The 24,844-nt window shown below is 66.4% G+C and carries 21 protein-coding genes; 10 read left to right on the top strand and 11 right to left on the bottom strand.

Annotation, left to right across the window (positions count from 1 at the left end; all coding sequences use genetic code 11):
- The first annotated feature begins 26 nt into the window (after window positions 1-26).
- The gene (gene ppc / locus NOF53_RS05045; protein WP_255966072.1) at window positions 27-2,789 is read left to right on the top strand and encodes a phosphoenolpyruvate carboxylase; all 2,763 of its coding nucleotides are present in this window, start codon (window positions 27-29) and stop codon (window positions 2,787-2,789) included.
- Between the two features lie 319 nt (window positions 2,790-3,108).
- On the opposite strand, the gene pgl is transcribed toward ppc, so the two are convergent.
- From pgl to tkt, 5 genes are read right to left on the bottom strand one after another with little or no spacing between them, the layout of a single operon-like run.
- Entirely contained in the window at window positions 3,109-3,852 is a 744-nt protein-coding gene (gene pgl, locus NOF53_RS05040; RefSeq protein WP_255966070.1) for a 6-phosphogluconolactonase, read from the bottom strand.
- Entirely contained in the window at window positions 3,845-4,756 is a 912-nt protein-coding gene (opcA, locus tag NOF53_RS05035) for a glucose-6-phosphate dehydrogenase assembly protein OpcA (RefSeq protein WP_255966069.1), read from the bottom strand. Before opcA ends, pgl begins: the two co-directional genes overlap by 8 nt.
- The gene (zwf, locus tag NOF53_RS05030; RefSeq protein WP_255966067.1) at window positions 4,757-6,301 is read right to left on the bottom strand and encodes a glucose-6-phosphate dehydrogenase; all 1,545 of its coding nucleotides are present in this window, start codon (window positions 6,299-6,301) and stop codon (window positions 4,757-4,759) included.
- Between the two features lie 3 nt (window positions 6,302-6,304).
- Entirely contained in the window at window positions 6,305-7,429 is a 1,125-nt protein-coding gene (tal, locus tag NOF53_RS05025) for a transaldolase (RefSeq protein ID WP_255966065.1), read from the bottom strand.
- A gap of 6 nt (window positions 7,430-7,435) precedes the next feature.
- Complete coding sequence (gene tkt / locus NOF53_RS05020) at window positions 7,436-9,544, bottom strand: transketolase (protein WP_255966064.1); 2,109 nt, start codon at window positions 9,542-9,544, stop codon at window positions 7,436-7,438.
- A 215-nt stretch (window positions 9,545-9,759) separates the two neighbouring features.
- Here tkt and NOF53_RS05015 point away from each other — a divergent pair, with 215 nt between their 5' ends.
- Window positions 9,760-10,743, top strand: a complete 984-nt coding sequence (locus NOF53_RS05015; protein WP_255966062.1) for a heme o synthase — start codon at window positions 9,760-9,762, stop codon at window positions 10,741-10,743.
- A gap of 10 nt (window positions 10,744-10,753) precedes the next feature.
- Here the strand turns inward: NOF53_RS05015 and NOF53_RS05010 are convergent, their stop codons facing one another.
- Window positions 10,754-11,719, bottom strand: coding sequence for a quinone oxidoreductase family protein (locus NOF53_RS05010; protein ID WP_255966060.1), 966 nt, complete (start codon window positions 11,717-11,719; stop codon window positions 10,754-10,756).
- A 75-nt stretch (window positions 11,720-11,794) separates the two neighbouring features.
- Between NOF53_RS05010 and NOF53_RS05005 the strand changes: the two genes are divergently transcribed.
- A complete protein-coding gene (locus tag NOF53_RS05005) occupies window positions 11,795-12,160 on the top strand; it encodes a hypothetical protein (RefSeq protein WP_255966058.1) in 366 nt (121 codons plus the stop codon).
- Here NOF53_RS05005 and NOF53_RS05000 read toward each other — a convergent pair.
- The 5 genes from NOF53_RS05000 to mptB are packed head-to-tail and all read right to left on the bottom strand — an operon-like array spanning window position 12,157 to window position 18,154.
- Window positions 12,157-13,119, bottom strand: coding sequence for a COX15/CtaA family protein (locus NOF53_RS05000; protein ID WP_255966056.1), 963 nt, complete (start codon window positions 13,117-13,119; stop codon window positions 12,157-12,159). The genes NOF53_RS05005 and NOF53_RS05000 overlap by 4 nt on opposite strands.
- Window positions 13,120-13,164: 45 nt before the next feature.
- The gene (locus NOF53_RS04995; RefSeq protein ID WP_255966262.1) at window positions 13,165-14,610 is read right to left on the bottom strand and encodes a hypothetical protein; all 1,446 of its coding nucleotides are present in this window, start codon (window positions 14,608-14,610) and stop codon (window positions 13,165-13,167) included.
- Complete coding sequence (locus NOF53_RS04990) at window positions 14,610-15,410, bottom strand: ABC transporter permease (RefSeq protein WP_255966054.1); 801 nt, start codon at window positions 15,408-15,410, stop codon at window positions 14,610-14,612. The genes NOF53_RS04995 and NOF53_RS04990 overlap by 1 nt, the downstream gene beginning before the upstream one ends.
- A complete protein-coding gene (locus tag NOF53_RS04985) occupies window positions 15,407-16,345 on the bottom strand; it encodes an ABC transporter ATP-binding protein (RefSeq protein WP_255966052.1) in 939 nt (312 codons plus the stop codon). Before NOF53_RS04985 ends, NOF53_RS04990 begins: the two co-directional genes overlap by 4 nt.
- 6 nt (window positions 16,346-16,351) lie before the next feature.
- Complete coding sequence (mptB, locus tag NOF53_RS04980; RefSeq protein ID WP_255966050.1) at window positions 16,352-18,154, bottom strand: polyprenol phosphomannose-dependent alpha 1,6 mannosyltransferase MptB; 1,803 nt, start codon at window positions 18,152-18,154, stop codon at window positions 16,352-16,354.
- Window positions 18,155-18,286: 132 nt separating this feature from the next.
- Between mptB and NOF53_RS04975 the strand changes: the two genes are divergently transcribed.
- The 7 genes from NOF53_RS04975 (at window position 18,287) to NOF53_RS04945 (ending at window position 24,832) form a co-directional block, all read left to right on the top strand.
- Complete coding sequence (locus NOF53_RS04975) at window positions 18,287-19,036, top strand: helix-turn-helix transcriptional regulator (protein ID WP_308213781.1); 750 nt, start codon at window positions 18,287-18,289, stop codon at window positions 19,034-19,036.
- 85 nt (window positions 19,037-19,121) lie between these two features.
- Window positions 19,122-20,582: a Fe-S cluster assembly protein SufB gene (sufB, locus tag NOF53_RS04970; protein WP_109330206.1), complete on the top strand. Its 1,461-nt coding sequence runs from the start codon at window positions 19,122-19,124 to the stop codon at window positions 20,580-20,582.
- The gene (gene sufD, locus NOF53_RS04965; RefSeq protein WP_255966048.1) at window positions 20,582-21,811 is read left to right on the top strand and encodes a Fe-S cluster assembly protein SufD; all 1,230 of its coding nucleotides are present in this window, start codon (window positions 20,582-20,584) and stop codon (window positions 21,809-21,811) included. The genes sufB and sufD overlap by 1 nt, the downstream gene beginning before the upstream one ends.
- 41 nt (window positions 21,812-21,852) lie before the next feature.
- The gene (gene sufC / locus NOF53_RS04960; RefSeq protein ID WP_255966046.1) at window positions 21,853-22,662 is read left to right on the top strand and encodes a Fe-S cluster assembly ATPase SufC; all 810 of its coding nucleotides are present in this window, start codon (window positions 21,853-21,855) and stop codon (window positions 22,660-22,662) included.
- A 6-nt stretch (window positions 22,663-22,668) separates the two neighbouring features.
- Window positions 22,669-23,928 carry a cysteine desulfurase gene (locus NOF53_RS04955; RefSeq protein ID WP_255966044.1) on the top strand — a complete coding sequence of 420 codons (1,260 nt, stop codon included), beginning with the start codon at window positions 22,669-22,671 and terminating at the stop codon, window positions 23,926-23,928.
- A complete protein-coding gene (sufU, locus tag NOF53_RS04950; RefSeq protein ID WP_255966043.1) occupies window positions 23,925-24,422 on the top strand; it encodes a Fe-S cluster assembly sulfur transfer protein SufU in 498 nt (165 codons plus the stop codon). The genes NOF53_RS04955 and sufU overlap by 4 nt, the downstream gene beginning before the upstream one ends.
- Complete coding sequence (locus NOF53_RS04945) at window positions 24,419-24,832, top strand: metal-sulfur cluster assembly factor (RefSeq protein WP_255966041.1); 414 nt, start codon at window positions 24,419-24,421, stop codon at window positions 24,830-24,832. Before sufU ends, NOF53_RS04945 begins: the two co-directional genes overlap by 4 nt.
- Window positions 24,833-24,844 lie beyond the last annotated feature (12 nt).

The raw sequence follows: 24,844 nt of genomic DNA, 5'->3' as shown, positions 1-24,844 counted from the left end.
CTGCAGGGGCAGTCGATACTGGGTCCATGACCGAAACCCCCCGTGAAGCCACCGAACCACTCCGCGAAGACATTCGGCTCCTCGGCGGCATTCTCGGACAGATAGTGCGCGAACAGGCCGGCGGCAAAGTCTTCGATCTGGTGGAGAAGGCCCGGGTCGAATCGTTCCGGGTCCGGCGTTCCGAGATCGACCGCGCCGAACTGGCCGACATGTTCACGCACGTCCCTACCGGCGACACCATTCCCGTCATCCGCGCCTTCAGTCATTTTGCCCTTCTGGCGAATCTCGCCGAGGACATCCATCGGGAACGCCGCCGGGCCGTGCACGTGGCGGCAGGTGAACCCGCGCCCGACAGCACCCTCGCCGCCACATTTGCGAAGCTCGATGCCGCCGGCCTGGACAGCGACGTGGTGGCGAATGCGCTGCGCGGGGCGCTCGTCTCGCCGGTGATCACAGCCCACCCGACCGAAACGCGTCGGCGGACCGTCTTCGACACGCAGACGCGGATCACCGAGTTGATGCGTTTCCGCGAGCGGACCGCGCTCACTGCGTCGGAGATCGCCGACGTCGACGTGCGGCTGAGGAGGCAGATCCTCACGCTGTGGCAGACCGCCCTGATCCGTTTGTCCCGCTTGCGTATTCAGGACGAAATCGAAGTCGGGCTGCGCTACTACGACGCCGCCCTCTTCGAGGTCGTTCCCGCAATCAACGCCGAACTCCGGGCCGCCCTCCAAGCCCGGTGGCCCGGGACCGATCTCGGTCGGGAACCCATTCTTCGGCCGGGGTCGTGGATCGGCGGCGACCGGGACGGCAATCCCAACGTCACCGCAGACGTCGTCCGGCAGGCGACGAGCCGCGCCGCCGCAACGGCCGTCGAACGTCATCTGTGCGAACTCGCGACCCTCGAGCGGGAGTTGTCGATGTCCGCCCGCCTCGTGACGGTCACTCCTGCCCTCGACCTTTTGGCAGCGGCCTCGCAGGATGAATCACCGTTTCGCGCCGACGAGCCGTATCGGCGCGCAGTCCGCGGAATCCGGGGCCGCCTGACCGCCACCGCACTCCGCATTCTCGGGGAGACGCCCGACTACGCCCTCGACCTCGGGCTCGCGCCCTACGATTCGCCACGGCAGATGCTCGACGAACTCGATGTGGTCGACGACTCCCTTCGCCGCGGCGGTGACGGCACGATCGCCGACGACGGTCTCGCTCGCCTCCGGGAGTCGGTGGACGTATTCGGATTCCATCTCTCGGGCCTGGACATGCGACAGAACTCGGAGGTGCACGAAACCGTCGTCGCCGAACTGCTCGCCTGGGCGGGCGTGCATCCCGACTACGCGTCGCTGTCCGAGGATGAACGGGTGGAGTTGCTCACCGCGGAGCTGGCGACGCGACGCCCACTGACCGGAGCAAAGGCGGAGTTCAGCGAATTGACCGCCAAGGAACTCGCGATCCTCGCAGCCGGGGCCGAAGCGGTGCGGACCCTCGGTGCGGGGGCAGTGCCCAACTACATCATCAGCATGTGCACCTCGGTCAGCGACATGCTGGAGGCAGCAATCCTGCTGAAGGAAGTGGGTTTGTTCGATCCGGGGCCGGGGCCGGGGGAGACCCCGTCGTGTCCGGTGGGGATCGTGCCGCTCTTCGAGACCATCGAGGACCTGCAACAGGGAGCAGCTACGCTCGAGGCGACTCTCGCGGTTCCTCTTTACCGTGCGCTCGTGGCGTCCCGCGGTGACTCGCAGGAAGTGATGCTCGGATACTCCGACTCCAACAAGGACGGCGGGTATCTCGCCGCGAACTGGGCGCTGTACCGGGCCGAGCTCGACCTGGTCGAGGCAGCCCGGAAAACGGGAATCCGGTTGCGCCTGTTCCACGGTCGGGGTGGCACCGTCGGACGCGGCGGCGGACCCAGTTACGACGCGATCCTCGCGCAGCCGCCGGGGGCCGTCGCGGGTTCGTTGCGCATCACCGAGCAAGGTGAGGTGATCGCCGCCAAATACGCGGAACCCCGCCTCGCGCAACGCAATCTCGAAACCCTCCTCGCCGCCACCCTCGAGGCCACCCTGCTCGATGTGGAGGGGCTCGGCGCCGCCGCCGAACCCGCCTACCGCATCCTCGACGAACTGGCGGCACTCGCGCGCCGCGCGTACACCGAACTAGTCCACGACACACCAGGATTCGTCCAGTACTTCGAAATGTCGACACCTGTCGCGGAAATCGGGGCCCTCAACATCGGCAGCCGGCCCACGTCGCGGAAGCAGACGACGTCGATCGCCGACCTGCGCGCGATCCCCTGGGTCCTGTCCTGGAGCCAGTCCCGGGTGATGCTGCCAGGGTGGTACGGCACCGGTTCCGCATTCGAGCAGTGGACCGCCGGCGACTCCGAGAAGGTCGCTACCCTGTCGCGGCTCTACGAGAAGTGGCCGTTCTTCCGCACGGTCCTGTCCAACCTGGCGATGGTGATGTCGAAATCCGACATGGGTCTGGCCGCACGCTATTCGGAGTTGGTTCCCGACGAAGGACTGCGGCAACGGGTGTTCGGGAAGATCGCCGAAGAGCATGAGCGCACCATCCGGATGTACAAGGCGATCACCGGAAACGACACATTGTTCGCCGACAACCCCGGGCTCGAACGGTCGGTGCACAATCGCTTCCCGTACCTCGAACCACTGAACCACCTCCAGGTGGAACTGTTGCGCCGATCCCGTGCCGGCGACGACAGCGACCAGACCCGCCGAGGGATCCAGCTCACCATGAACGGACTGGCCACTGCGCTGCGCAACAGCGGCTAGCACTGCACCTGCTCGTCACGAACTTCCGGTCCGGGGGAACCGAATGTCCGCCCACTGCGTCAAACGGGGAAAGAGGTCGAAACGGGACACACCGTGACCTTCTCGAGGCGGAAGGAGGCGACAGGATGGGGCGTTGCGCGGGAAATCCTCAGTACTGGCGAGGGAGCGTCGGACAGAGGGGGACAGGTCGGTCGAGTCCGCACCGCGGTGGCCGGATCGCTACCGCATGCCAGGTGACGCGAATTGTGATGAAAAAGGAGCCTCGTCCCTCGGCCACATTGCCGGCCGAGGATGACGAGGACCCCATCCTGTGAACGGATCAGTTCGGCAGTCGGGAGGCGGCCGACGAATCGAGCAGCCAACGGGTGGCGGTCAGTCCGCGCGCCCCGGAGGCCGGTATTTCTACCGGCGGTGCCCCAGCGACGGCGGCGGCCACCGCTTCGGCCTTGGCTTCCCCGGAGACGACGAGCCAGACTTCATCGGCGTGGCGCACAGCGGGGAGCGTGAGGGTGATGCGCACGGGCGGCGGCTTCGGGGAGTCCTTCACCGCAACGACGAAGCGGTGTTCTTCACGTACCGCGTCGGTGTCGGGGAAGAGGGAGTTGACGTGGCCCTCGCCGCCCATGCCGAGCAGGTGGACGTCGAACACCGGAACCTGCTTGCCGCCGGCATGCGCGCCGAGTACCTGTGCGTACGCGACCGCCGCGGCCTCCGGATCGTCGGCGTAGATCCCGTCGGACACCGGCATCGTGTGGACCCGGTCGAAGTCGACATCGACGTGGTCGAGGAGCGCGGCCCGCGCCTGCACGTCGTTGCGCTCGGGGTCGCCGGCGGGCAGGAAACGTTCGTCACCCCAGAAGATGTCGAGTTCGCGCCAGTCGATGGCACCGGGATTCACCCGCACCTTCTCGAGCATCCCGATCCCGGTCCCACCGCCGGTGAGGACCACCGACGCAAAACCTCGCGACTGTTGCGCGGCCACCACGGTGTCGACGAAACGTCGGGCGGCCGCGGCGGTCAAGGTCTCCGTGTCGGGATGAACTTCTACCTGGATGTCACTCATACGTCACTTTCGTCAGACCGGACAGTGCAGCTTCGTAGACCTCGTCGGCATCGAGCCGGCGCAGTTCCTCCGCCAGGCAGTCGCGTGTCTCCCGCCGGCCCAATGCGACCAGCGCATCCGGCTTTCCGGTCCGCGACAGGGTCGCGGTGGTTCCGGTCTGGGGTCGACTGATGGTCAACGAGCCGCCGTCGGCGAAGGTCAGTTCCACGAACAGCGGGCCGGCCTTGCGACTCACCGGCACGTCCACCCGGCTCGCGAGCCAACCGGCGATCAGATCGACGGCAGGTTCGTCCACCAACCCCGACACCACCGCGGAGGTGATCGGCGAGTGCGGTGGCTGCTCGACCGCAGAGGTGAGCAGAGCCCGCCAATACGTGATGCGACTCCAGGCCAGGTCCGTGTCGCCGGAGGTGTACGACGTGAGGCGGCCCTTGATCTCCGCCGCCGGATCGTCGCGGCCCGTGGCATCGGTGATGCGGCGGATCGCGAGCTTGCCGACGGGATCCTGAGCGGGAACGGCCGGGGCGATCTCGGGCCACCAGACGACCACCGGTGTGTCCGGCAGGAGGAAGGGGACCACCACGCTGCTCTCGTGGTCGGCCAGCTCGCCGTGCAGGCGGAGGACGACAACTTCGGAGGCGCCGGCGTCGCCGCCGACACGGATCTGGGCGTCCAACCGGGGAGCCGCTTCCCGCTCACCGCGGGCGACGACGATCACTCGGCAGGGGTGCTCCCGGCTGGCCTCGTTGGCGGCATCGATGATGTCCTCGGAGTTGTTGCTGTCGCGCGTGCACACGACGAGGGTGAGCACGCGGCCGAGCGTCACCGCACCACCGGTCTTGCGGAGTTCGACCAGCTTCTTGTTGATCTGGCCGGTGGTGGTCGAGGGAATGTCGATGATCATCTACGGCCTTCTCCATTCGCGACCGGTGCGGCGCATCATCTCGTCCGCCGAGGGCGGACCCCACGTTCCGGCTTCGTACGGCTCCGGTTTGCCCTCCGCGGCCCAGTGCGCCAGCACCGGATCGAGGATTTCCCACGACAGCTCCACCTCCGCATTGACGGGGAAGAGCGACGGCTCACCGAGCAGCATGTCCAAGATGAGACGTTCGTAGGCCTCCGGGGAAGACTCGGTGAACGCCTGCCCGTAGCTGAAGTCCATGTTGACGTCCCGGACTTCCATGCTCGACCCGGGGACCTTGGACCCGAACCTCATGGTCACACCCTCATCCGGTTGTACCCGGATGACCAGAGCGTTCTGGCCGAGCTCCTCCGTCATCGTCTGATCGAACGGGAGATGCGGTGCGCGTTTGAAGACGACCGCGATTTCGGTGACCCGTCGGCCCAGTCGCTTTCCGGTTCGCAGGTAGAACGGCACACCCGCCCATCGCCGCGTGTCGACCTCCAGCGTGATCGCGGCGAACGTCTCGGTGGTGGAGTCGGCGGCGAAGCCCTCCTCCTCGAGTAACCCGACCACCGGAAGCCCTCCCTGCCAACCGCCGGCGTACTGGCCGCGGGCGGTGGTTTCGTCGAGAGGCTCCGCGAGCCGGGTGGCCGAGAGAACCTTGATCTTCTCCGCCTGTAGTTCGGACGGCTCGAAGCTGATCGGTTCCTCCATCGCCGTGAAGGCGAGGAGCTGGAGAAGGTGGTTCTGGATGACGTCTCGCGCCGCCCCGATACCGTCGTAGTAGCCGGCCCGTCCGCCGAGACCGATGTCCTCGGCCATCGTGATCTGGACGTGGTCCACGTAGTGGGCGTTCCAGATCGGATCGAACAACTGATTGGCGAACCGCAGCGCCAGGATGTTCTGGACGGTTTCCTTGCCCAGATAGTGGTCGATGCGGAAGACGGTGTCCTCGGGGAAGACCTGATTCACGACGGCGTTGAGCTCACGTGCGCTGTCGAGATCGTGGCCGAACGGCTTCTCGATGACGACGCGTTTCCACTGGCCGTCGTCGGACCGCGCGAGCCCGGCCTCCGACAACTGTTTCAGAACCACCGGGAACGCGGCCGGCGGAATCGCGAGATAGAACCCGTGATTTCCGCCGGACCCGCGTTCGCGGTCGAGCGTGTGAAGGGTGGACGCGAGCTCCGAGAACGAAGCCGGGTCGTCGAAGGAGCCCTGCACGAACCGCAGGCCCTCGGACAGCCGTTCCCAGACGTCCTCCCGGAACGGTGTGCGCGAGTGCTCGCGCACCGCATCGTGCACCACCTTGCCGAAATCCTGGTCATCCCAGTCTCTCCGGGCGAACCCCACGAGGGCGAACCCGGGCGGAAGGAGGCCACGATTGGCCAGGTCGTAGACGGCCGGCATCAGCTTCCGCCGCGCGAGATCGCCGGTAACACCGAAAATCACCAGCGCGCACGGCCCGGCAATGCGCGGTAGGCGCTTGTCCCTACCGTCGCGGAGTGGATTAACCCATTCGTCTGACGCTGCGGGCACCCTCACGTATCAGCTCTTCTGCCCTGCTGCGCGGAGCTGCTCCGCCGTAGCCTCGAGCAACTCGCTCCACGCCACCTCGAACTTGTCGACGCCCTCGTTCTCGAGGACGAGGAAGACGTCGGTCAGGTCGATACCGAGGGCGGAAATTTTGTCGAAGACCTCCTGCGACTCGGCTGTGGTGCCGGACACCGTGTCACCGGTGATGTCGCCGTGATCGGCGACGGCATCGAGCGTCTTCTCCGGCATGGTGTTCACCGTGTTCGGTGCCACCAGTTCGGTGACGTACAGGGTGTCCGAGTAGTCAGGGTTCTTGACACCCGTCGACGCCCACAGCGGCCGCTGGGGCCGAGCGCCGCTGTCGAGTAGACCCTGGAACCGCGGCTGGACCTCGAACACCTGCTGGTAGGCCGCGTATGCCAATCGTGCGTTCGCGAGTGCCGCCTTGCCGCGGAGTTCGAGTGCCTCGGGCGTACCGATCGCCTCGAGTCGTTTGTCGATCTCGGTGTCGACGCGCGAGACGAAGAACGACGCAACCGAGTGGATGCGCGACAGGTCGTGTCCTGCGGCCTTGGCTGCCTCGAGTCCGTCAAGGTAGGCGCCCATGACGAGTTCGTACCGCTCGACCGAGAAGATCAGGGTGACGTTGACGCTGATGCCTTCGCCGATGACCTTCGCGATGGCGGGGATGCCGGCCTCGGTGGCCGGGATCTTGATGAAGAGGTTGGGCCGGTCGACGATCTTCCACAGCTCCACGGCCTGCGCCACGGTCTTGTCGGCGTCGTGCGCCATCCGCGGGTCGACCTCGATCGACACCCGGCCGTCGACACCGTGGCTCGCCTCGTACTGCGGGGCCAGGATGTCGCAGGCGGCCCGCACGTCGTCGGTGGTGACCGTGCGAATGGTGGCCTCGACGTCGGCGCCGCGTTCGGCCAGCTCGTTGACCTGGGCGTCGTAGACGTGGCCCTTGCTCAGTGCCGCCTGGAAAATGGACGGGTTGGTGGTGACACCGACGACACTCTTGGTGGCGACGAGTTCGGCCAGGTTGCCCGACTCGATACGGTCACGCGAGAGGTCGTCCAGCCACACCGAAACTCCGGCCTCGGAGAGCTTCTGAAGATTCGCATTCTGAGTCATGACGTTCTATCCCTTCACTCGGGAGAGCGAGCGCTGCGCAGCCGCGGTAACGGCTTCGTCGGTGAAACCGAACTCGCGGAACAGGGTCTTGTAATCGGCGGAGGCGCCGAAGTGCTCGATCGAGACGATCTCGCCGTCCGAGCCGACGAACCGGTACCACGGCATCGCGATGCCGGCCTCGACGGCGACGCGGGCCCTGACGGTGGGCGGCAGCACACCGTCCCGGTAGGCCTCGTCCTGGGCATCGAACCACTCGACGCACGGCATCGACACCACCCGCGTGGGAATGCCCTCGGCCTCGAGGGTCTCCCGGGCGGCGACGGCGATCTGGAGTTCGGAACCGGTGCCGATCAGGATGACCTCGGGAACACCGGAGGATGCATCGGCCAGGACGTAACCACCGCGGGAAACTCCCTCGTAACTGGTGCCCGCAAGGACCGGCAGATCCTGACGGGTCAGGGCCAGGCCCGACGGTGCGCGGGTGGCCTCGTCGGCGCCCTTCTCGAGGACGGCGCGCCAGGCGTGGGCGGTCTCGTTGGCGTCACCGGGTCGCACCACGTTGAGACCCGGGATCGCGCGCAGCGCAGCGAGGTGCTCGATCGGCTGGTGGGTGGGACCGTCCTCGCCCAGACCGATGGAGTCGTGGGTCCAGACGTAGGTGACCGGGGTCTTCATGACCGCCGCGAGGCGTACTGCGGGGCGCATGTAGTCGCTGAACACCAGGAAGGTGCCGCCGTAGGGACGCGTGGGGCCGTGCAGGGCGATGCCGTTGAGGATCGACCCCATCGCATGCTCGCGGACACCGAAGTGCAGGGTGCGTCCGTAGGGGTCGGCGTTCCACATAGACGTGGAGATCGAGGAGGGGCCGAACGAATCGGAACCCTTGATGGTGGTGTTGTTGCTCTCGGCGAGGTCGGCGGAACCGCCCCACAGTTCCGGAAGTACCGGACCGACGGCGTTCAGGACCGCTGCGGACGCCTTACGGGTGGCGACACCCTTGGGGTCCGGCTCCCAGGTGGGCAGAACGTCGGCCCAGCCTGCGGGCAGGTCGCGACCAGTGAGGCGATCGAGGAGCTTCTTGCCCTCAGGGGCGCGCACCGCCCACTCGTCGAAGCTGGCCTGCCACTGCTTGTGCGCCTGTGCGCCGCGCTCGACCACCTTGCGGGTGTGCGCGATGACCTCGTCCGTGACCTCGAACGTCTTGTCGGGGTCGAAGCCGAGTGCTGTCTTCACTGCGGCGACCTCGTCGGCGCCGAGCGCAGCGCCGTGGGCGGCACCGGTGTTCATCTTGTTGGGTGCCGGGTAGCCGATGATGGTGCGTAGCAGGACCAGTGACGGGCGGTCGATGACCTCCCGGGCCTTCTGCAGCGCTTCCTCGATGGCGACGACGTTCTCGCCGCCCTCGACGACCTGGACGTGCCAGCCGTAGGCCTCGTAGCGGGCGGCGGTGTCCTCGGACAGGGCGATCGCGGTGTCGTCCTCGATGGAGATCTTGTTGTCGTCGTAGATCAGGGTGAGGTTGCCCAGCTGCTGGACGCCGGCGATCGACGACGCCTCGGACGTCACGCCTTCTTCGATGTCGCCGTCGGAGGCGATGACGTAGATGTGGTGATCGAACGGGCTCTCACCGGGCGCGGGCTCCGGGTCGAACAGGCCGCGTTCGCGGCGGGCAGCCATCGCCATGCCGACGGCGGAGGCCAGACCCTGACCGAGTGGTCCGGTGGTGATCTCCACACCGCGGGTGTGTCCGTGCTCGGGGTGTCCGGGGGTCTTCGAGCCCCAGGTGCGAAGCTGCTTCAGGTCGTCGAGTTCGAGGCCGTAGCCGGCGAGGTAGAGCTGGATGTAGAGGGTCAGGCTCGAGTGCCCACAGGAGAGGACGAAACGATCGCGGCCGATCCAGTCGGCGTCGGTGGGGTCGTGGCGCATGACGCGCTGGAAGAGCGTGTAAGCCAGGGGGGCAAGGCTCATGGCCGTGCCGGGGTGGCCGTTACCCACCTTCTGCACCGCGTCCGCGGCGAGTACGCGGATGGTGTCGACGGCCTTGGTGTCCAGTTCGGTCCAGTCTGCTGGGTGAACCGGTTGCGTGAGGACGTGGATGTCGTCTGTGATCGACACGGGCAGAAGTCTCCTGACATGGGTGAACGTGGAGCCTGAGGATGCGTGAGCCTCTTGTGCCACCCCAGCCTAGTGTCCAGTCCGATCCGGGTCGATTCGGTTCGTGCAATAGGGCGGTCTACCATCGTCTGTAGTAGACCCCGGCCGTCCATGGACGGCGTGTGGGCGGACACCGGCTATCAGATGTGGAATTACGCGTGGTGCGAGGAGAGAACGTGCGGACAGGGCATCAGCCGAGCGGACACGGCTTCGGCAGCCCCAGCGCCGCCCCCCGCGTGACGAACACCCACACGGTGTTCGGCCGCCTGACGGGCAAGGTCCTGGCCTACATCGCGCTGACCAAGCCGCGGGTCATCGAGCTCCTCCTCGTCGCGACCATTCCCGCGATGCTCCTCGCCGATCGAGGGAACGTCGACATCCTGCTGATCCTGAGCACACTGTTCGGCGGCTGGATGGGTGCGGCGAGCGCGAACTCGCTGAACTGCGTCGTCGACGCCGATATCGACAAGGTCATGAAACGCACCGCGCGCCGCCCGCTGGCGCGCGAAGCGGTGCCCACCTCGCACGCGTTCGTGTTCGGCATGACCCTCGGTGTCGCGTCGTTCCTGTGGTTGTGGTGGCGCGCCAATCTCCTCGCCGGATGCCTGGTCGTTCTCACGATCGCGTTCTACGTGCTGATCTACACGATGGTGCTCAAGCGCCGGACCTGGCAGAACGTTGTCTGGGGCGGTGCGGCGGGATGCATGCCTGTGATGGTCGGCTGGTCGGCTGTCACCGGCTCGCTCGACTGGGAACCTCTTGTTCTGTTCCTCGTCATCTTCTTCTGGACGCCGCCGCACACCTGGGCGCTCGCCATGCGCTACAAGGAGGATTACAAGGCGGCCGGCGTCCCCATGCTCCCCGTGATCGCGACCGAGGAGCACGTTACCAAGCAGATCCTGCTGTACAGCTGGGCGATGGTGATCACGTCCCTCGCGCTGGTCCCCGCAGCGGGCGTCGTGTATGCCGCTGTCACCCTCGCCGCCGGCGCCTGGTTCCTGCTCATGGCGCACCAGCTGTATCGCAGTGTCCGCGGGGGAGCGGCGGTGAAGCCGCTCCGGCTCTTCCTGCAGTCCAACAACTACCTGGCCGTCGTTTTCGTCGGGCTGGCTATCGATTCTGTCCTCGGACTGCAGACAGTCAGCAGCCTGCTGCCCTGACCTGGTCCGATCAGGGCAGCAGCACAATCGATCCCGTCGTCGCCCGTCCCTCCAGGTCGCGATGCGCATCTCCCGCTCGCTCGAGCGGGTATTCGGCACCGACCCGCACAGTCAACGAGCCGTCCGCCAAAGCCGAGAAGACGTCACCTGCCCGCCACGTCAGCTCCGCATGGTCGCGGATGTGATGTGCCAGCGTCGGGCGGGTCAGAAACAGCGAGCCCGCCGGGTTGAGCCGTTGCGGGTCGAGTGGCGGTACCGGACCGCTCGCCGCACCGAAAAGCGCGACAGTGCCCCGGATGCGGACGGAAGCCAGGCTCGCCTCGAACGTCGAGGCGCCGACCCCGTCGTAGGCGGCCGCGACGCCCCCACCGTCGGTCAGTTCCCGCACCCGGGCGGCGATGTCCTCGTCGTATCGCAGAACTACCTCCGCGCCTGCGCGCCGGGAAAGTTCTTCCTTCGTATCCGACGACACCGTGGTGATGACGCGCGCCCCGAGGCGGGTCGCGAGCTGAGTCAGCAGTAGACCGACACCGCCCGCTCCCGCATGGATCAACACGGTGTCCCCATTCTGGATGGGGTAGGTGGAATACGCCAGATAGTGCGCCGTCATACCCTGCAACAATGCGGACGCAGCCTGCGACGCGGGCACGGTGTCGGGGACGGCGATTGCCGCCGCAGCGGGCACCCGCACCTTCTCCGCGTAACTTCCGGGGGCCGTGCACCACGCCACTCTGTCCCCGGGCTCGAAATTGGTCACCTCGGTGCCGACCGACTCCACGATTCCTGAGCCCTCATCTCCGGGAATGTAAGGGAGTGGGCGCGGGTAGAGCCCGGAGCGGAAGTACGTGTCGATGTAATTGATACCGATCGCGTCGGTCCGAACCAGGAGATCGGTCGGCCCGATCAGTGGTTCTGGCACGTCGATCGATTCAAGGACCTCGGGACCACCGAGACGTGAAACCTGTATTGCGCGCATGCTTTCTGTTCTACACGTGCGACCCGCTCGGGGCCTGACGGGCACGCGGCGGCTACCGCCCAGTATTCTCAGGGCATGAGTACCGATACCCACGCGGAAGAGGCGTCAGCCGGCGCGGCGCCTTCGCTCCCGTCACGCACGGTCGATGCGATCAAGAAGTTCGTCAGCGAGCACGGGGGCTCCGCCAGCGCCGTAATCCAGCCTGTCGGTCTCGCCAGCGTCCGGATCACCCTCGTCGGCGCCGACGGTATCCTCGGCGATCAGTTGGTGAACGACCTGGCCACTGCCAACGCAGTGGTGGCAGCCGTCGACAACGTGACCATCGGCGAGTGGGACCGGTCGCTCACCAGCATCGTGACCCCCCGGACGGGGCACTTCCAGAAGATGGCCGGCTGGGTCGCGCGGCAGACCCGATTCCCGAAGGCGCGGAACGAACGCTAGACCCTTGCGGTAGCGGGCTGCGGAACGTGCTCCCGGGTGCGTCCCGCAGCCCATACGGCGGCAGTGGCCGCGGTGCACAATCCGGCCCCGGCCACGTGGAACGCGACGAGGGCAGCGGGAACGTCCGTGAAGAACTGCACGAGTCCGATCAGTGCCTGCGCCACCACCAAGGCGAGCAGGATCTGCAGTCGCACCTTCACCGCGCGGTCTGCTCCCACGGCATACAGGCCGAAGCACAAGCCGACCAGCAACGCCAGGTAGCCCACCAGCAACTGCGAGTGCAGGTGAACGAGCGTCACGATCTCGACTTCGAGACGGGGAACGACACGCTCGAGGCTCTTGTCTCCGGCGTGAGGGCCGGCTCCGGTGACGAGGGTTCCGGCGATCAGCACGCCGGCGAGCGCGACACCGGACAGCGCCGTGAGCCACCTCAGCGGCGCGGGGATCACGGCGATGACGTGGCCGTCGTCGGGTTCGCAAATTTTGGCGTACATCACGGTGGCCACCCAGACCATCGCCATGGAGGCGAGCAGATGCACCGCGACCGTCCACCACAACAGTCCGGTCAGTACCGTCACTCCGCCGATGACGGCTTGCACGACCGTGCCGAGTGGCATCAGCCAGGCGTAGACCAGCACTTCCTTGCGGCGGCGTGCGCGGGTGACCGCGAGGACGATCAGTGCGGCCGCGACTACGACGACGAACGTGAGCATCCGATTGCCGAACTCCACGGCTTGATGGAGGACCGCGACTTCACCGTGCCCGACCGGGACGAAGCTTCCGGGGAAGCACTGCGGCCAGGTGGGGCAACCCAGTCCGGAGGCAGTCACCCGGACGACTGCGCCGGTGACGGCGATCCCCCCTTGCGTGAGAATCACCGCGAAGGCGAGGACACGCTGCACGGCGAGCGACGGAAGTGGGAGACGGTCGACCAGGCTCAAAAACCCGCGATATAGCACGCTGTCGATGGTAGAGGGCGGTCAACTACACGCTGTCGTTGGGGACTACTCCGCGCGAATCCGGAGGATGCCCGTGACGGTGCCTTGCCAGAAGTCGCCGGTGTCGGTGACGAGACCGGACATCTGCAGGGTGTCGTTGACGGCCGTTCCCGGCAGGGGGCTGGTGTGCTCGATCGACCCGTCGGCGGGATCGATCACGGCGAAGGCGAAGCCGTCGAACGGTGTGGCGACCGCGGGGCCTTCCCGGATCACCGTGTACAGGTGCCCGTCGCCGGTCGACAGGCGGGGGACCGCCGCGCTGCGGACGTCGTTGCTCCACACCTCGTGACATCCGATGGGATCGATGTCGACCCGGGTCATGCCGCCGTCGAAGGGTGCGCTTGCGGGGCCCGCCGGACCCGCGCCCTCGGGAACGGCCGGATACGGGTAGCCATAGGTTCCGGCAACGTACACCGAGTTGCCGACGCCGACCGGAGAGTTCTCGCTCCCGCCGGGATCGGTCAGCACAGGCACGGTGCAGACTTCTTCCCCGGACTCGGTGTGGAACACGCGCAGGTTCGCGCGGGGCTGGGCGTTGTCCACGATCGCGACGAAATCGCTACCGGTCGACGGCCCGAAGTAGGTGGGCGTGGAACCGGTACCCCAGCTGAGCTGGCCCGGATTGCGGGCGCCTCCGCGGTCGTAGTCGCGCCGCCAGTCGAGGTGAATGTCGTTGCCCCTGAGCGACAACTGGTAGAGGGCGTGTGTGGTAGCGACGGCGGTTCCTGCCGGGGAACTGGAAATGCTGTTGTGTACCTGTTCGCCGGCGGGAAGTGGGCGCGCGTGGGCGACGCCTGTGCGGTCGACCGCGCCGATGACTCCGCCTGCGGTGGCGAACCAGACGTTGCCGTTCCAATCGGGTGTCAAGCCGGTCACATTGTCGCCTGGAGGGACGCTGCCGGACAGGTCGACAGTCGAGTCGACGGTCAGCCGCCAAGTACCCGCGGAATCCTTCGAGTGGCCCAGCCTCAACAGTTGCCGGTTACCGTCGACCACGACCAGTCGATTGTCGTTGTCGAGGAACGCGTACACACCGCCGAGGAGGCTGCCCTTCGCGAGTTCGACACGCGCAAGCGAGCGACCGAACGGTGCAGCGGGCGCCGCCGGGTCGATGAGGTGGGCGGTGGGAACCTGCCCGGCCACGGCGGTGCACAGTGCGACGACGAGCCGGTCCGAACCTTGGAGCAGTGTCGGGCACGCCGACACCAGCGGATACGCGGAGAGGGAGTGCGGCCCCGTGCCGGGGCCGGGAAGCGGGGTGACGTCGGTGGAACCCGCATCACCATGCATGGTCGAGGTGCCTGGGGGGCCCAGATACGGATTCGGTGGTGCGGGCGGCCCCCACTGAGGTGCGGCAGAGACGGGAACAGCACACCAGGTCAGCAGCGCACACAGCACTGCGAAAACGGTGACCGCGGAACGTCGGCGACCGGAGGTACGGAGCGGGATCATCACGTGAATCGGAACGTCCTCGCTGCGAGAGCTCCGGCCGCGACGCCCCATACCAGGAGAACGACGACGCTGAGCACGTCGATCGACCCCTCGAGCGCGGCGTCCAACGCGAGTGCGAGTGCCCCGGACGGAATGAGCCGAGCGCCTGTGTGCAGGAAGGCGGAGAGCTCGCCGGTGACGAAGACGACGCTTCCCACGCCGACCATGACGAACCACAGAATGTTGGCCAACGCGAGAACTATTTCGGCCCGCAGCGTTCCGCCCAGGAGCAGACCCATGGCGGCGAAGGTCACCGTGCCGAGCGCGATGACCACTGCACCGAGAGCCAGACCCCACAGGTTCGGCCGCCATCCGAGCGCCACGCCGATCACACCCAGCAAGACCGACTGGAGGGCCACGACGAGGACGACGGCGGCGCTCTTTCCTGCGATGATTCCCCAGGTCGGCAGGGGAGTGGCGCCCAGCCGTTTGAGGGCGCCGTAGCGTCGATCGAAGCCGACAGCGATGGCCTGGCCTGTGAAGGCGGTGGACATGACGGCCACCATCATCACCGCAGGGACCACCTTGTCGACCCGGGTCGCTCCGAGGTCGCCGATGGGCAGCAGGCACAGCCCGACCAGCAAGGTGATCGGGATGAACATCGTCAGCAGGAGCTGTTCGCCGTTGCGCAGCAGCAGCTTCAGTTCGAGAAAGGTCTGCGCCCGGAGCATGACTGCGGCGGCGCTGGGACGGGGATCTGGGGAGAAGGTGCCCGGCGCGAACCGGTTATCCGTCAGGCGGTCGCTCGAACTCATGGTCATCCCCTCAGTTCCCGGCCGGTGAGTTCGAGGAACACGTCCTCGAGACTGCGCTGGTCGACGCGGATGTCGGAAATCAGTGCATCGAGATCAGCACACCAGGAGGCGACCGCGGCCACTACAACGGGATCGATCGGACCCTCGATGAGGTAGGTCCCGGGAGTGGATTCGAAGACGCGGAACGTGTCCGGAAGTACGAGCCGGGCGGTGTCGAGACCAGGAGGCGCGGTGAGCCGGAGTTGACCCTCGGCGCCGCGACTGGTGACCTCATTCGGAGTGCCGGACGCCACGACCGACCCGTGATCGATGATCACGAGTTGATCCGCGAGCTCCTCGGCTTCGTTCATGACGTGCGTCGTCAGCAGCACACCGACTCCGTCCCGGCGCAGAGCGTCGATCAGTTCCCACACCATCAGCCTGGCCTGCGCGTCGAGTCCGGCGGTCGGTTCGTCGAGGAATACCAGTTCGGGGCGACCGACCAGAGCGCACGCCAGGGACAGTCGTTGCTGCTGGCCGCCCGACAACCTGCGGTACGGGGTACGACGTGATTCCTCGAGCCCCAGGCTGCGCAAGAGCCAGTCGGGGTCGAGCGGATCGGCGGAGTATGCGGCGACGAGGTCGAGCATCTCCCCGGCCCGCGACCCGGGGTAGGCGCCCCCGCCCTGGAGCATCACCCCGATGCGGGCGCGGACTTTCCCCGCGTCGGCGATCGGGTCGAGACCGAGTACTCGGACAATTCCACTGTCGGGCCGGACGAAGCCCTCACACATCTCGACGGTGGTGGTCTTGCCTGCCCCATTCGGACCGAGCAACGCCACGACCTGTGCCTGTTCGACGATCAGATCGAGGTTGTCCACTGCTCGCACGCCGTCGAAGGTCTTCACCACGCCTTCCAGGCGTACAGCGGGTTGCGCCGATCCGGGCGTTCGCGAGGTCACGGGGAATCAGCGTAAGCCTTGGCCTGGTGTGACCCGGCCGGTGCCCCGGCTTTCGGCGTCCGGGTCTCCGGCGGGCTGCGAGGGTGTGTCGGCTGCGGCTGCGGCTGCGGCTGCGGTGGGTGCGGGTTCCGTCCCGACGCGCCAGGGAAGCCGATTGCGGGTGATCACGATCAGGGTTCCCGCCGTGAAGATCGTCGCGATGGCGGCCTGCACGATGACGAACGGTTGGTACTCGCCGCCGTTGGGCATCAGGATGACGCTGACCACCGAGGAGAATGCGATGGCAGGCACTCGGAAGGCGGGGGCCGTCGCCCACGCCGCGAGCGGGAGGACTGCCCACAGGAGATACCAGGGCTGAACCACCGGAAAAAGCAGGACCACCGCGCCGAGCGACACACCGAGCGCACCGACCGGGTGAATGCGTCCCATGAGGACCGCCACCAGCATGCGGAGCGTGATGAACGCAGCTACCACCGACGCGATCGGCCGGGTCAGACTCAACACCGCAGTCGTGTGGTCGCCGAGGCCGAGGAGGACCCCGGCGAGTCCGGTGCCGAGGCCGAGGAGCGTGGGAATCGACATCCAGCTGCGGACGGCGTTCGCCGTGCCCAGCGTGTGGACCCACCCGATCCCGAGTCCGCTGGACGTGCTGATGGCGAGGGTTACGACGATCGCGACGCCGCCGAGCAGGGCAGCTGCGGTGAGGACCGCTCTCACGTTCGCTCCCCAGCGCCGCGCCAGCGCCATACCGACGAAACCCAGGGCCAGAAGTGATGGGATCTTGATCGTCGACGAGAGCGCGATGAGCGCTGCTCCCGACAGTAGGAGTAACAGTGACTGGCCGCGGATCGGCCCAGCCCGTTCGATGGACCGCAGCGCGAGCTCGATACCTGCCAGCATCAAGCCGAGCATCAGCGCCTCGTTGTGGATGCCCGCGACGAGGTGAAACAGCAGGAGCGGGTTGGCCGCTCCCAGCCACAACGCGCTGACCTCTGCGACGCCGCAGCGCCGCGCCAGCCGGGGTAGCGCCCACACGATCATCGCTACGCCCGCCAGGGCGAGCAGCCGGTGCAGGAAGATGCCGGCGACGATGTTGTCGTCGGTCAGTGCACTGATTCCCCGTCCCATCCAGAGGAACAGCGGACCGTATGGTGCGGGGGTGTCGCGCCAGATCGTGGGGACGGTCCGGGTGAGGACGTGGTCGACGCCGAGAGCCCCGGCCGGTCCGATGGCGTAGGGATCGAGCCCGCGGGACGCGATCTCGCTCTGCGCGAGGTAGGAGTAGACGTCCTTGCTGAACATGGGGGGAGCCACGGATAGCGGGATCACCCACAGGAGGAGGGTGCGGTCGAGTTGGGAGCGGTTCAGCCGCCGCACCGGGCCCGAGTGCAGGTTGCCGATCGCGAACCGCCCCAGCAGCAACCACGCCAGGACGATCATCACGGTGCCCGTCATGGTGAGTGTCAGCGCGACACTGGGAATCCTCGCCGGAAGACCGATGAACCGAAGTCCCTGCACCGGGTTCTGCAACACGGGTTGGGCGCCGGCACCGAGCGCACCCACTGCCATCAGTACGGCCCCGGTGGCGCCGAATCTGCGAATTCCGCGCAGCTGCGCGTTCTCTTGCGCGTTGAGTCCGGCGGTTTCCGCCTCGTCGCCGTGCAGGACGGCTGCGACGGACGGCCGCGGCGATCGGTCGTCGATTCCCAAGGCTCGGCGACCGAATTCGGCGGAGTGCCGGAGAGCGACGCGAGCCGCAAGAATCGGCTGCACGCGGGACGAGTCCGGGTTCTCGGGGGTCTGCGGCACACAGGCAGCGTAACGGTGGATCCAACACAGTTGGTTCGGCCAGTATGCCCATCAGGAATCGGTACATAATCACAGGTGTAAGGCAGGGCACCCTTAGTAGACCTGCGATCGGAATTCCGTCACACTGGTGTTGTGAAAACGGATGCGACGCCACGAGCGAGCAAGGAACGCGCTGATCACGCGCGTTCCTCCGCGTTGCCGGCCGTATCCGCATCTCCCGTTGCCGCCGGCCACGAAGGTCACACCAGGGCGGCCGTGGTGAAGCTCCTCCTCGAGGACGGGCCCATCACCGCATCGGAGATCGGAACCCGGCTCGGCCTCAGTGCCGCGGGTGTTCGCCGTCACCTCGACGCGCTGCTCGAGTCGGGCGAGGCCCGGGAAGCATCCGCAGGTGCGGCACGTCACCGCGGTCGTGGACGTCCTGCCAAATACTTCCAGATCACCGCCAAGGGCCGCGGGCGGCTCGGGCACGCTTACGACGACCTGGCCGGTGCCGCGATGCGCCAGTTGCGCGAGGTCGGGGGCGACGCTGCGATCACCGACTTTGCTCGGCGCCGTGTCCAGGCGATCGTCGGCGAGGTCGCGCCTGCAGCCGATCAGTCTTCCGAGGGTCTCGAACAGACGGCGGATGCCATCGCCGATGCGTTCACGAGCGCGGGATTCGCGGCGTCTACTCGCCCGGTCGGAAACGGCGTGCAGATCTGCCAGCATCACTGCCCGGTCTCGCATGTGGCCGAGGAGTTCCCTGAATTGTGCGACGCCGAGCAGGAAGCGTTCGCGCAGCTATTGGGCACGCACGTTCAGCGGCTCGCCACCATCGCCAACGGCGATTGCGCCTGCACGACGCACGTTCCCCTCGTCCCACCGGCGGCCCCGAAGTAATGCCGCTGCCGATACGCCCCTTTACCACCGATTCCCGGCGACCAGCCCTCGCCGGCCACGTAACAAGACTCCGGAAGGAGCTCGCATGACCGTCACATCAGACCAGGTGACATCCGCTGCGTCGGCAAACGCCGAGCCGCTCACGCAGGAAGAGACCATTGCCTCGCTCGGGCATTACGGGTACGGCTGGTCCGATTCGGATGCGGCAGGTGCCAGCGCCAAGCGCGGTCTGTCCGAGGACGTCGTGCGCGACATCTCTGCGAAGAAGAGCGAGCCCGACTGGATGCTCGACATCCGCCTTCGCGCGCTGAAGACCTTCGACAAGAAGCCGATGCCGAACTGGGGTTCCAACCTCGAGGGCATCCACTTCGACAACATCAAGTACTTCGTGCGCTCGAGCGAGAAGCAGGCCGAGAGCTGGGAAGATCTTCCTGAGGACATCAAGAACACGTACGACAAGCTGGGCATCCCCGAGGCGGAGAAGCAGCGCCTCGTTGCCGGTGTGGCGGCTCAGTACGAGTCCGAGGTGGTGTACCACTCGATCCGTGAGGATCTCGAGTCGCAGGGTGTCATCTTCCTCGACACCGACACCGGACTGAAGCAGCACCCCGAGCTGTTCCGTGAGTACTTCGGCACGGTCATTCCTGCCGGCGACAACAAGTTCTCCGCGCTGAACACGGCCGTCTGGTCGGGTGGGTCCTTCATCTACGTCCCGCCGGGCGTGCACGTCGACATCCCGCTGCAGGCGTACTTCCGTATCAACACGGAGAACATGGGGCAGTTCGAGCGGACCCTGATCATCGTCGACGAGGGCGCGTCGGTGCACTACGTCGAGGGTTGCACGGCGCCGATCTACAAGTCGGATTCCCTGCACTCCGCGGTGGTCGAGATCATCGTGAAGAAGGGCGGCCACTGCCGCTACACGACCATCCAGAACTGGTCGAACAACGTCTACAACCTGGTGACCAAGCGCACCAAGGTGGAGGCCGGCGGGTCCATGGAATGGGTCGACGGCAACATCGGCTCCAAGGTCACGATGAAGTACCCGGCCGTGTGGATGATGGGCGAGCACGCTCGCGGCGAGGTTCTCTCGGTGGCGTTTGCCGGCGAGGGACAGCACCAGGACACCGGAGCGAAGATGCTCCATCTCGCGCCCCACACGTCTTCCACCATCATCAGCAAGTCGGTGGCGCGTGGCGGTGGACGCGCGTCCTACCGCGGGCTCGTCCAGGTCAACAAGGGAGCGTACGGGTCGAAGTCGACCGTCAAGTGTGACGCTCTTCTGGTCGATCAGATCAGCCGCAGCGATACCTACCCCTACGTCGACATCCGCGAGGACGACGTGACCATGGGCCACGAGGCGACTGTCTCCAAGGTGAGCGACGACCAGTTGTTCTACCTCATGAGCCGTGGGCTGACCGAGGACGAGGCCATGGCGACCGTGGTGCGCGGCTTCGTCGAGCCGATCGCCAAGGAACTCCCGATGGAGTACGCCCTGGAACTGAACCGCCTGATCGAACTGCAGATGGAAGGGGCGGTGGGTTAGTGACCACGCCAGAAACCGGTGTTGAGAAGCTCGGCGTCACAGGCGCTGTCGCGGGGGAGAACCCGCGGATAGAGCGAACCGCGACCGGCTCGCCGATCGTCAACAAGGGTGAGGTCTTCACCTCGTTCGACGTCAATGCCTTCGAGGTTCCGGGAGGTCGCGACGAGGTCTGGCGATTCACTCCGCTGCGTCGCCTCCGCGGATTGCACGACGGAACGGCAGTCGCAAACGGTGCAGTCACCGTCGATGTCGCCGGTCCGGACTCCGTGCAGGTCGAGACCGTCGCACGAGACGATTCCCGGCTCGGCGAGGCCGGGGTGCCCGCTGACCGCGTCGCCGCTCAGGCCTACTCGGGGTTCGAGTCGGCCACCGTTGTAACCGTGGGCCGTGAGGTCGAGGTTCCCGAGACGATCAACATCACGGTTACGGGTCCGGGCGAAGGAAAGGTCGCCTTCGGACACCTCCAGGTCCGGCTCGAGGCATTCGCCAAGGCCACCGTCGTGCTCGACCAGCGGGGGAGCGGAACGTTCGCCGAGAACGTGGAGTTCGTCCTCGGGGACAGCGCCCGCCTCACCGTCGTCGCGGTGCAGGACTGGGCCGACGATGCAGTCCACGTTGCAGCGCACCACGCGCGACTCGGACGCGACGCGGTGCTGCGGCACAACGCGGTCAGCCTCGGTGGTGACCTGGTCCGGCTTTCCGCGACGGTCAAGTACGACGGTCCCGGGGGTGACGCCGAACTGCTCGGCCTGTATTTCGCCGACGCGGGTCAGCACTTCGAGCAGCGCCTGCTGGTAGATCATTCGCAGCCGCACTGCAAGTCCAATGTGGTGTACAAGGGCGCGCTCCAGGGCGATCCGAACTCGGGCAAGCCCGACGCGCACACCGTGTGGATCGGCGACGTGCTGATCCGGGCGGCGGCTGAGGGTACGGACACGTTCGAGCTGAACCGCAACCTCGTCCTCACCGACGGAGCGCGGGCCGATTCGGTCCCGAACCTCGAAATCGAGACCGGCGAAATCGTCGGCGCCGGGCACGCGAGTGCCACCGGTCGGTTCGATGACGAGCAGCTGTTCTACCTCCGCGCCCGTGGCATCCCCGAGGATCAGGCGAGGCGACTCGTCGTGCGGGGGTTCTTCCACGAGATCATCAACAAGATCGCTGTCGCCGAAATCCGCGAACGTCTCGAAGCCGCGGTCGAGGCCGAACTCGCCGCAGTCGGCGTCTGACGCGGCTCGACCACTACTGCCCATTTCTTCGAAGGATTCCCATGTCTACCCCTGACGCTTCCACCCCCGAAATCTCCGTCCTGGAAATCAAGGATCTCCACGTCGACGTCGCGAACACCGATGAGAACGCGGATCCCATCAACATCCTCAAGGGCGTCAACCTGACGGTGCGCTCCGGCGAGACCCACGCGATCATGGGGCCCAACGGCTCCGGCAAGTCGACGCTGTCCTACGCCATCGCAGGCCATCCCAAGTACCAGGTGACCTCCGGGTCGATCACCCTCAACGGTGAGAACGTCCTCGAGATGACGGTCGACGAGCGTGCCCGCGCCGGTCTTTTCCTCGCGATGCAGTACCCGGTCGAGGTACCGGGTGTATCGATGTCCAACTTCCTCCGCACCGCGGCCACCGCCGTGCGCGGCGAGGCGCCGAAGCTTCGCCACTGGGTGAAGGAAGTCAAGGAAGCTCTCACCGAGCTCGACATCGACCCCTCATTCGGCGAGCGCAGCGTCAACGAAGGGTTCTCCGGCGGCGAGAAGAAGCGCCACGAGATCCTGCAGCTCGGTCTCCTGAAGCCGAAGATTGCGATACTCGACGAGACGGACTCCGGCCTCGACGTCGACGCACTGCGTGTCGTCTCCGAGGGAGTCAACCGCTACAAGGACCGCGATCACGGCGGAATCCTGCTGATCACGCACTACACCCGCATCCTGCGGTACATCAAGCCCGAGTACGTGCACGTGTTCGTCGGCGGACGTGTCGTCGAGTCGGGCGGGCCGGAGCTGGCCGATGAGCTCGAGGCAGGCGGCTACGAGCGATTCACCCAGGCTGCCGCAACGCAAGGAGCATAAACGCAGATGACCACCTCGGTGCGCGTGTTCGACGTCACCCGGATCCGGGAGGACTTCCCGATCCTGGCTCGTACGGTGCGCGACGGAAAACCGCTGGTGTACCTCGATTCGGGCGCGACATCGCAGCGCCCGATCCAGGTGCTCGACGCCGAGAGGGAGTTTCTGACGACATGTAATGCGGCTGTGCACCGCGGCGCTCACCAGCTCGCCGAAGAGGCCACCGATGCCTACGAGAACGCTCGTGCGGCCATCGCGGCGTTCGTCGGTGTGGACAGCGACGAGCTGGTGTTCACCAAGAACGCGACGGAAGCGCTGAATCTCGTTACTCACGTCCTCGGCGACGATCGCTTCGATCGGCACATCGGACCCGGCGACGAGATCGTGATCACCGAGCTCGAGCACCACGCGAACCTCGTGCCCTGGCAGGAACTCGCACGGCGCACGGGAGCCACACTGCGCTGGTACGGCGTCACCGACGACGGCCGCATCGACCTGGACTCCCTCGAGCTGACCGAGGCCGTCAAGATCGTCGCGTTCACACATCAGTCGAACGTCACGGGAGCGGTCGCGCCCGTGGATGAATTGGTCCGGCGTGCCCGCACGGTCGGCGCTCTCGTCGTGCTGGACGCGTGCCAGTCGGTCCCGCACATGGCTGTCGACTTTCACGAGTTGGGTGTCGACTACGCGGCGTTCTCCGGTCACAAAATGCTCGGGCCGTCGGGCGTCGGTGTCCTTTACGGGAGGCGAGAGCTGCTCAACGCGATGCCACCGTTCATCACTGGTGGCTCGATGATCGAGACCGTCACGATGGAGCGCACCACCTACGCGCCACCGCCTCAGCGGTTCGAGGCTGGAGTCCCCATGACATCACAGGTGGTGGGCCTCGGCGCAGCGGTGCGCTATCTCGAGGACATCGGGATGGACGCTGTCGCGGCACATGAGCACACGCTGGTCGAAGCCACGCTCGAGGCCCTCGGAGCCATCGACGGAGTGCGGATCATCGGCCCGGCCTCGTCAGCGGATCGGGGTGGCGCCGTTTCCTTCGTTGTCGACGGAATCCACGCTCACGATCTGGGACAGATCCTCGACGACGAAGGTGTCGCGATCCGCGTCGGGCACCACTGCGCCTGGCCATTACACCGAAAATTCGGGGTCGCAGCCACGGCGAGGGCGTCGTTCGCCCTGTACAACACACTCGACGAGGTCGCGGTGCTTGCTGCTGCGATCCGTCGAGCGCAGGATTTCTTCGGGGAGGCGCGCGCGTGAGAATGGAACAGATGTACCAGGAAGTGATCCTGGACCACTACAAGCATCCCCACGGTCGCGGCCTGCGGGAGCCGTTCGGTGCAGAGGTGCACCACGTGAATCCCACCTGCGGTGACGAAGTGACGTTGCGGGTGCACCTGGCAGAAGACGGCACGGTCGCCGACGTGTCGTACGACGGTCAGGGTTGTTCCATCAGTCAGGCATCCACCTCCGTCCTCACCGATCAGGTCGTTGGTATGCCCGTGGACCGCGCGTTGCAGACGGTCGCGGCGTTCAGTGAGATGGTCGGCAGTCGCGGTACCGTCGAGGGAGACGAGGACGTTCTCGGTGACGGCATCGCCTTCGTCGGCGTCTCGAAGTACCCGGCCCGCGTCAAATGCGCGCTGCTGGGATGGATGGCATTCAAGGACGCCGTTGTTCAGATAGTGGACGACAAGGATTCGGCCGCGACAGAAGACGGCGAACCAGCTCGAATCGGAGGACAGGCATCATGAGCGAGACGCAGACGCCGGAAACGGATGTCGCTGCCGCAACCGAGCAGACGACGGGCGAGCAGGGCGAGAAGGCCCCGGCTTCAGGGGTGGTTCCTGCCCCCGACCGGCTCGAGGAACTCGAAGAAGCGATGCGCGACGTGGTCGATCCTGAGCTAGGCATCAATGTCGTCGATCTCGGGCTGGTCTACGGCATCACCGAGGACGAGGACGTGATCATTCTCGACATGACCCTTACGTCCGCCGCATGCCCGCTGACGGACGTCATCGAGGATCAGGCGCGTGGCGCCCTGGTGCGCAGCGGATTGTGCAGCGACTTGAAGATCAACTGGGTGTGGTTGCCGCCGTGGGGTCCGGACAAGATCACGGAGGACGGGCGCGAGCAATTGCGTGCTCTCGGCTTCACTGTCTGAAGCAGTAGCTAC

This window comes from Rhodococcus tibetensis (assembly GCF_024438035.1).
GTDB classification, from domain to species: domain Bacteria; phylum Actinomycetota; class Actinomycetes; order Mycobacteriales; family Mycobacteriaceae; genus Rhodococcus_F; species Rhodococcus_F tibetensis.
Note: the sequence above shows the minus strand (reverse complement) of the source record. Positions and strands in the feature narration are given on the sequence as shown.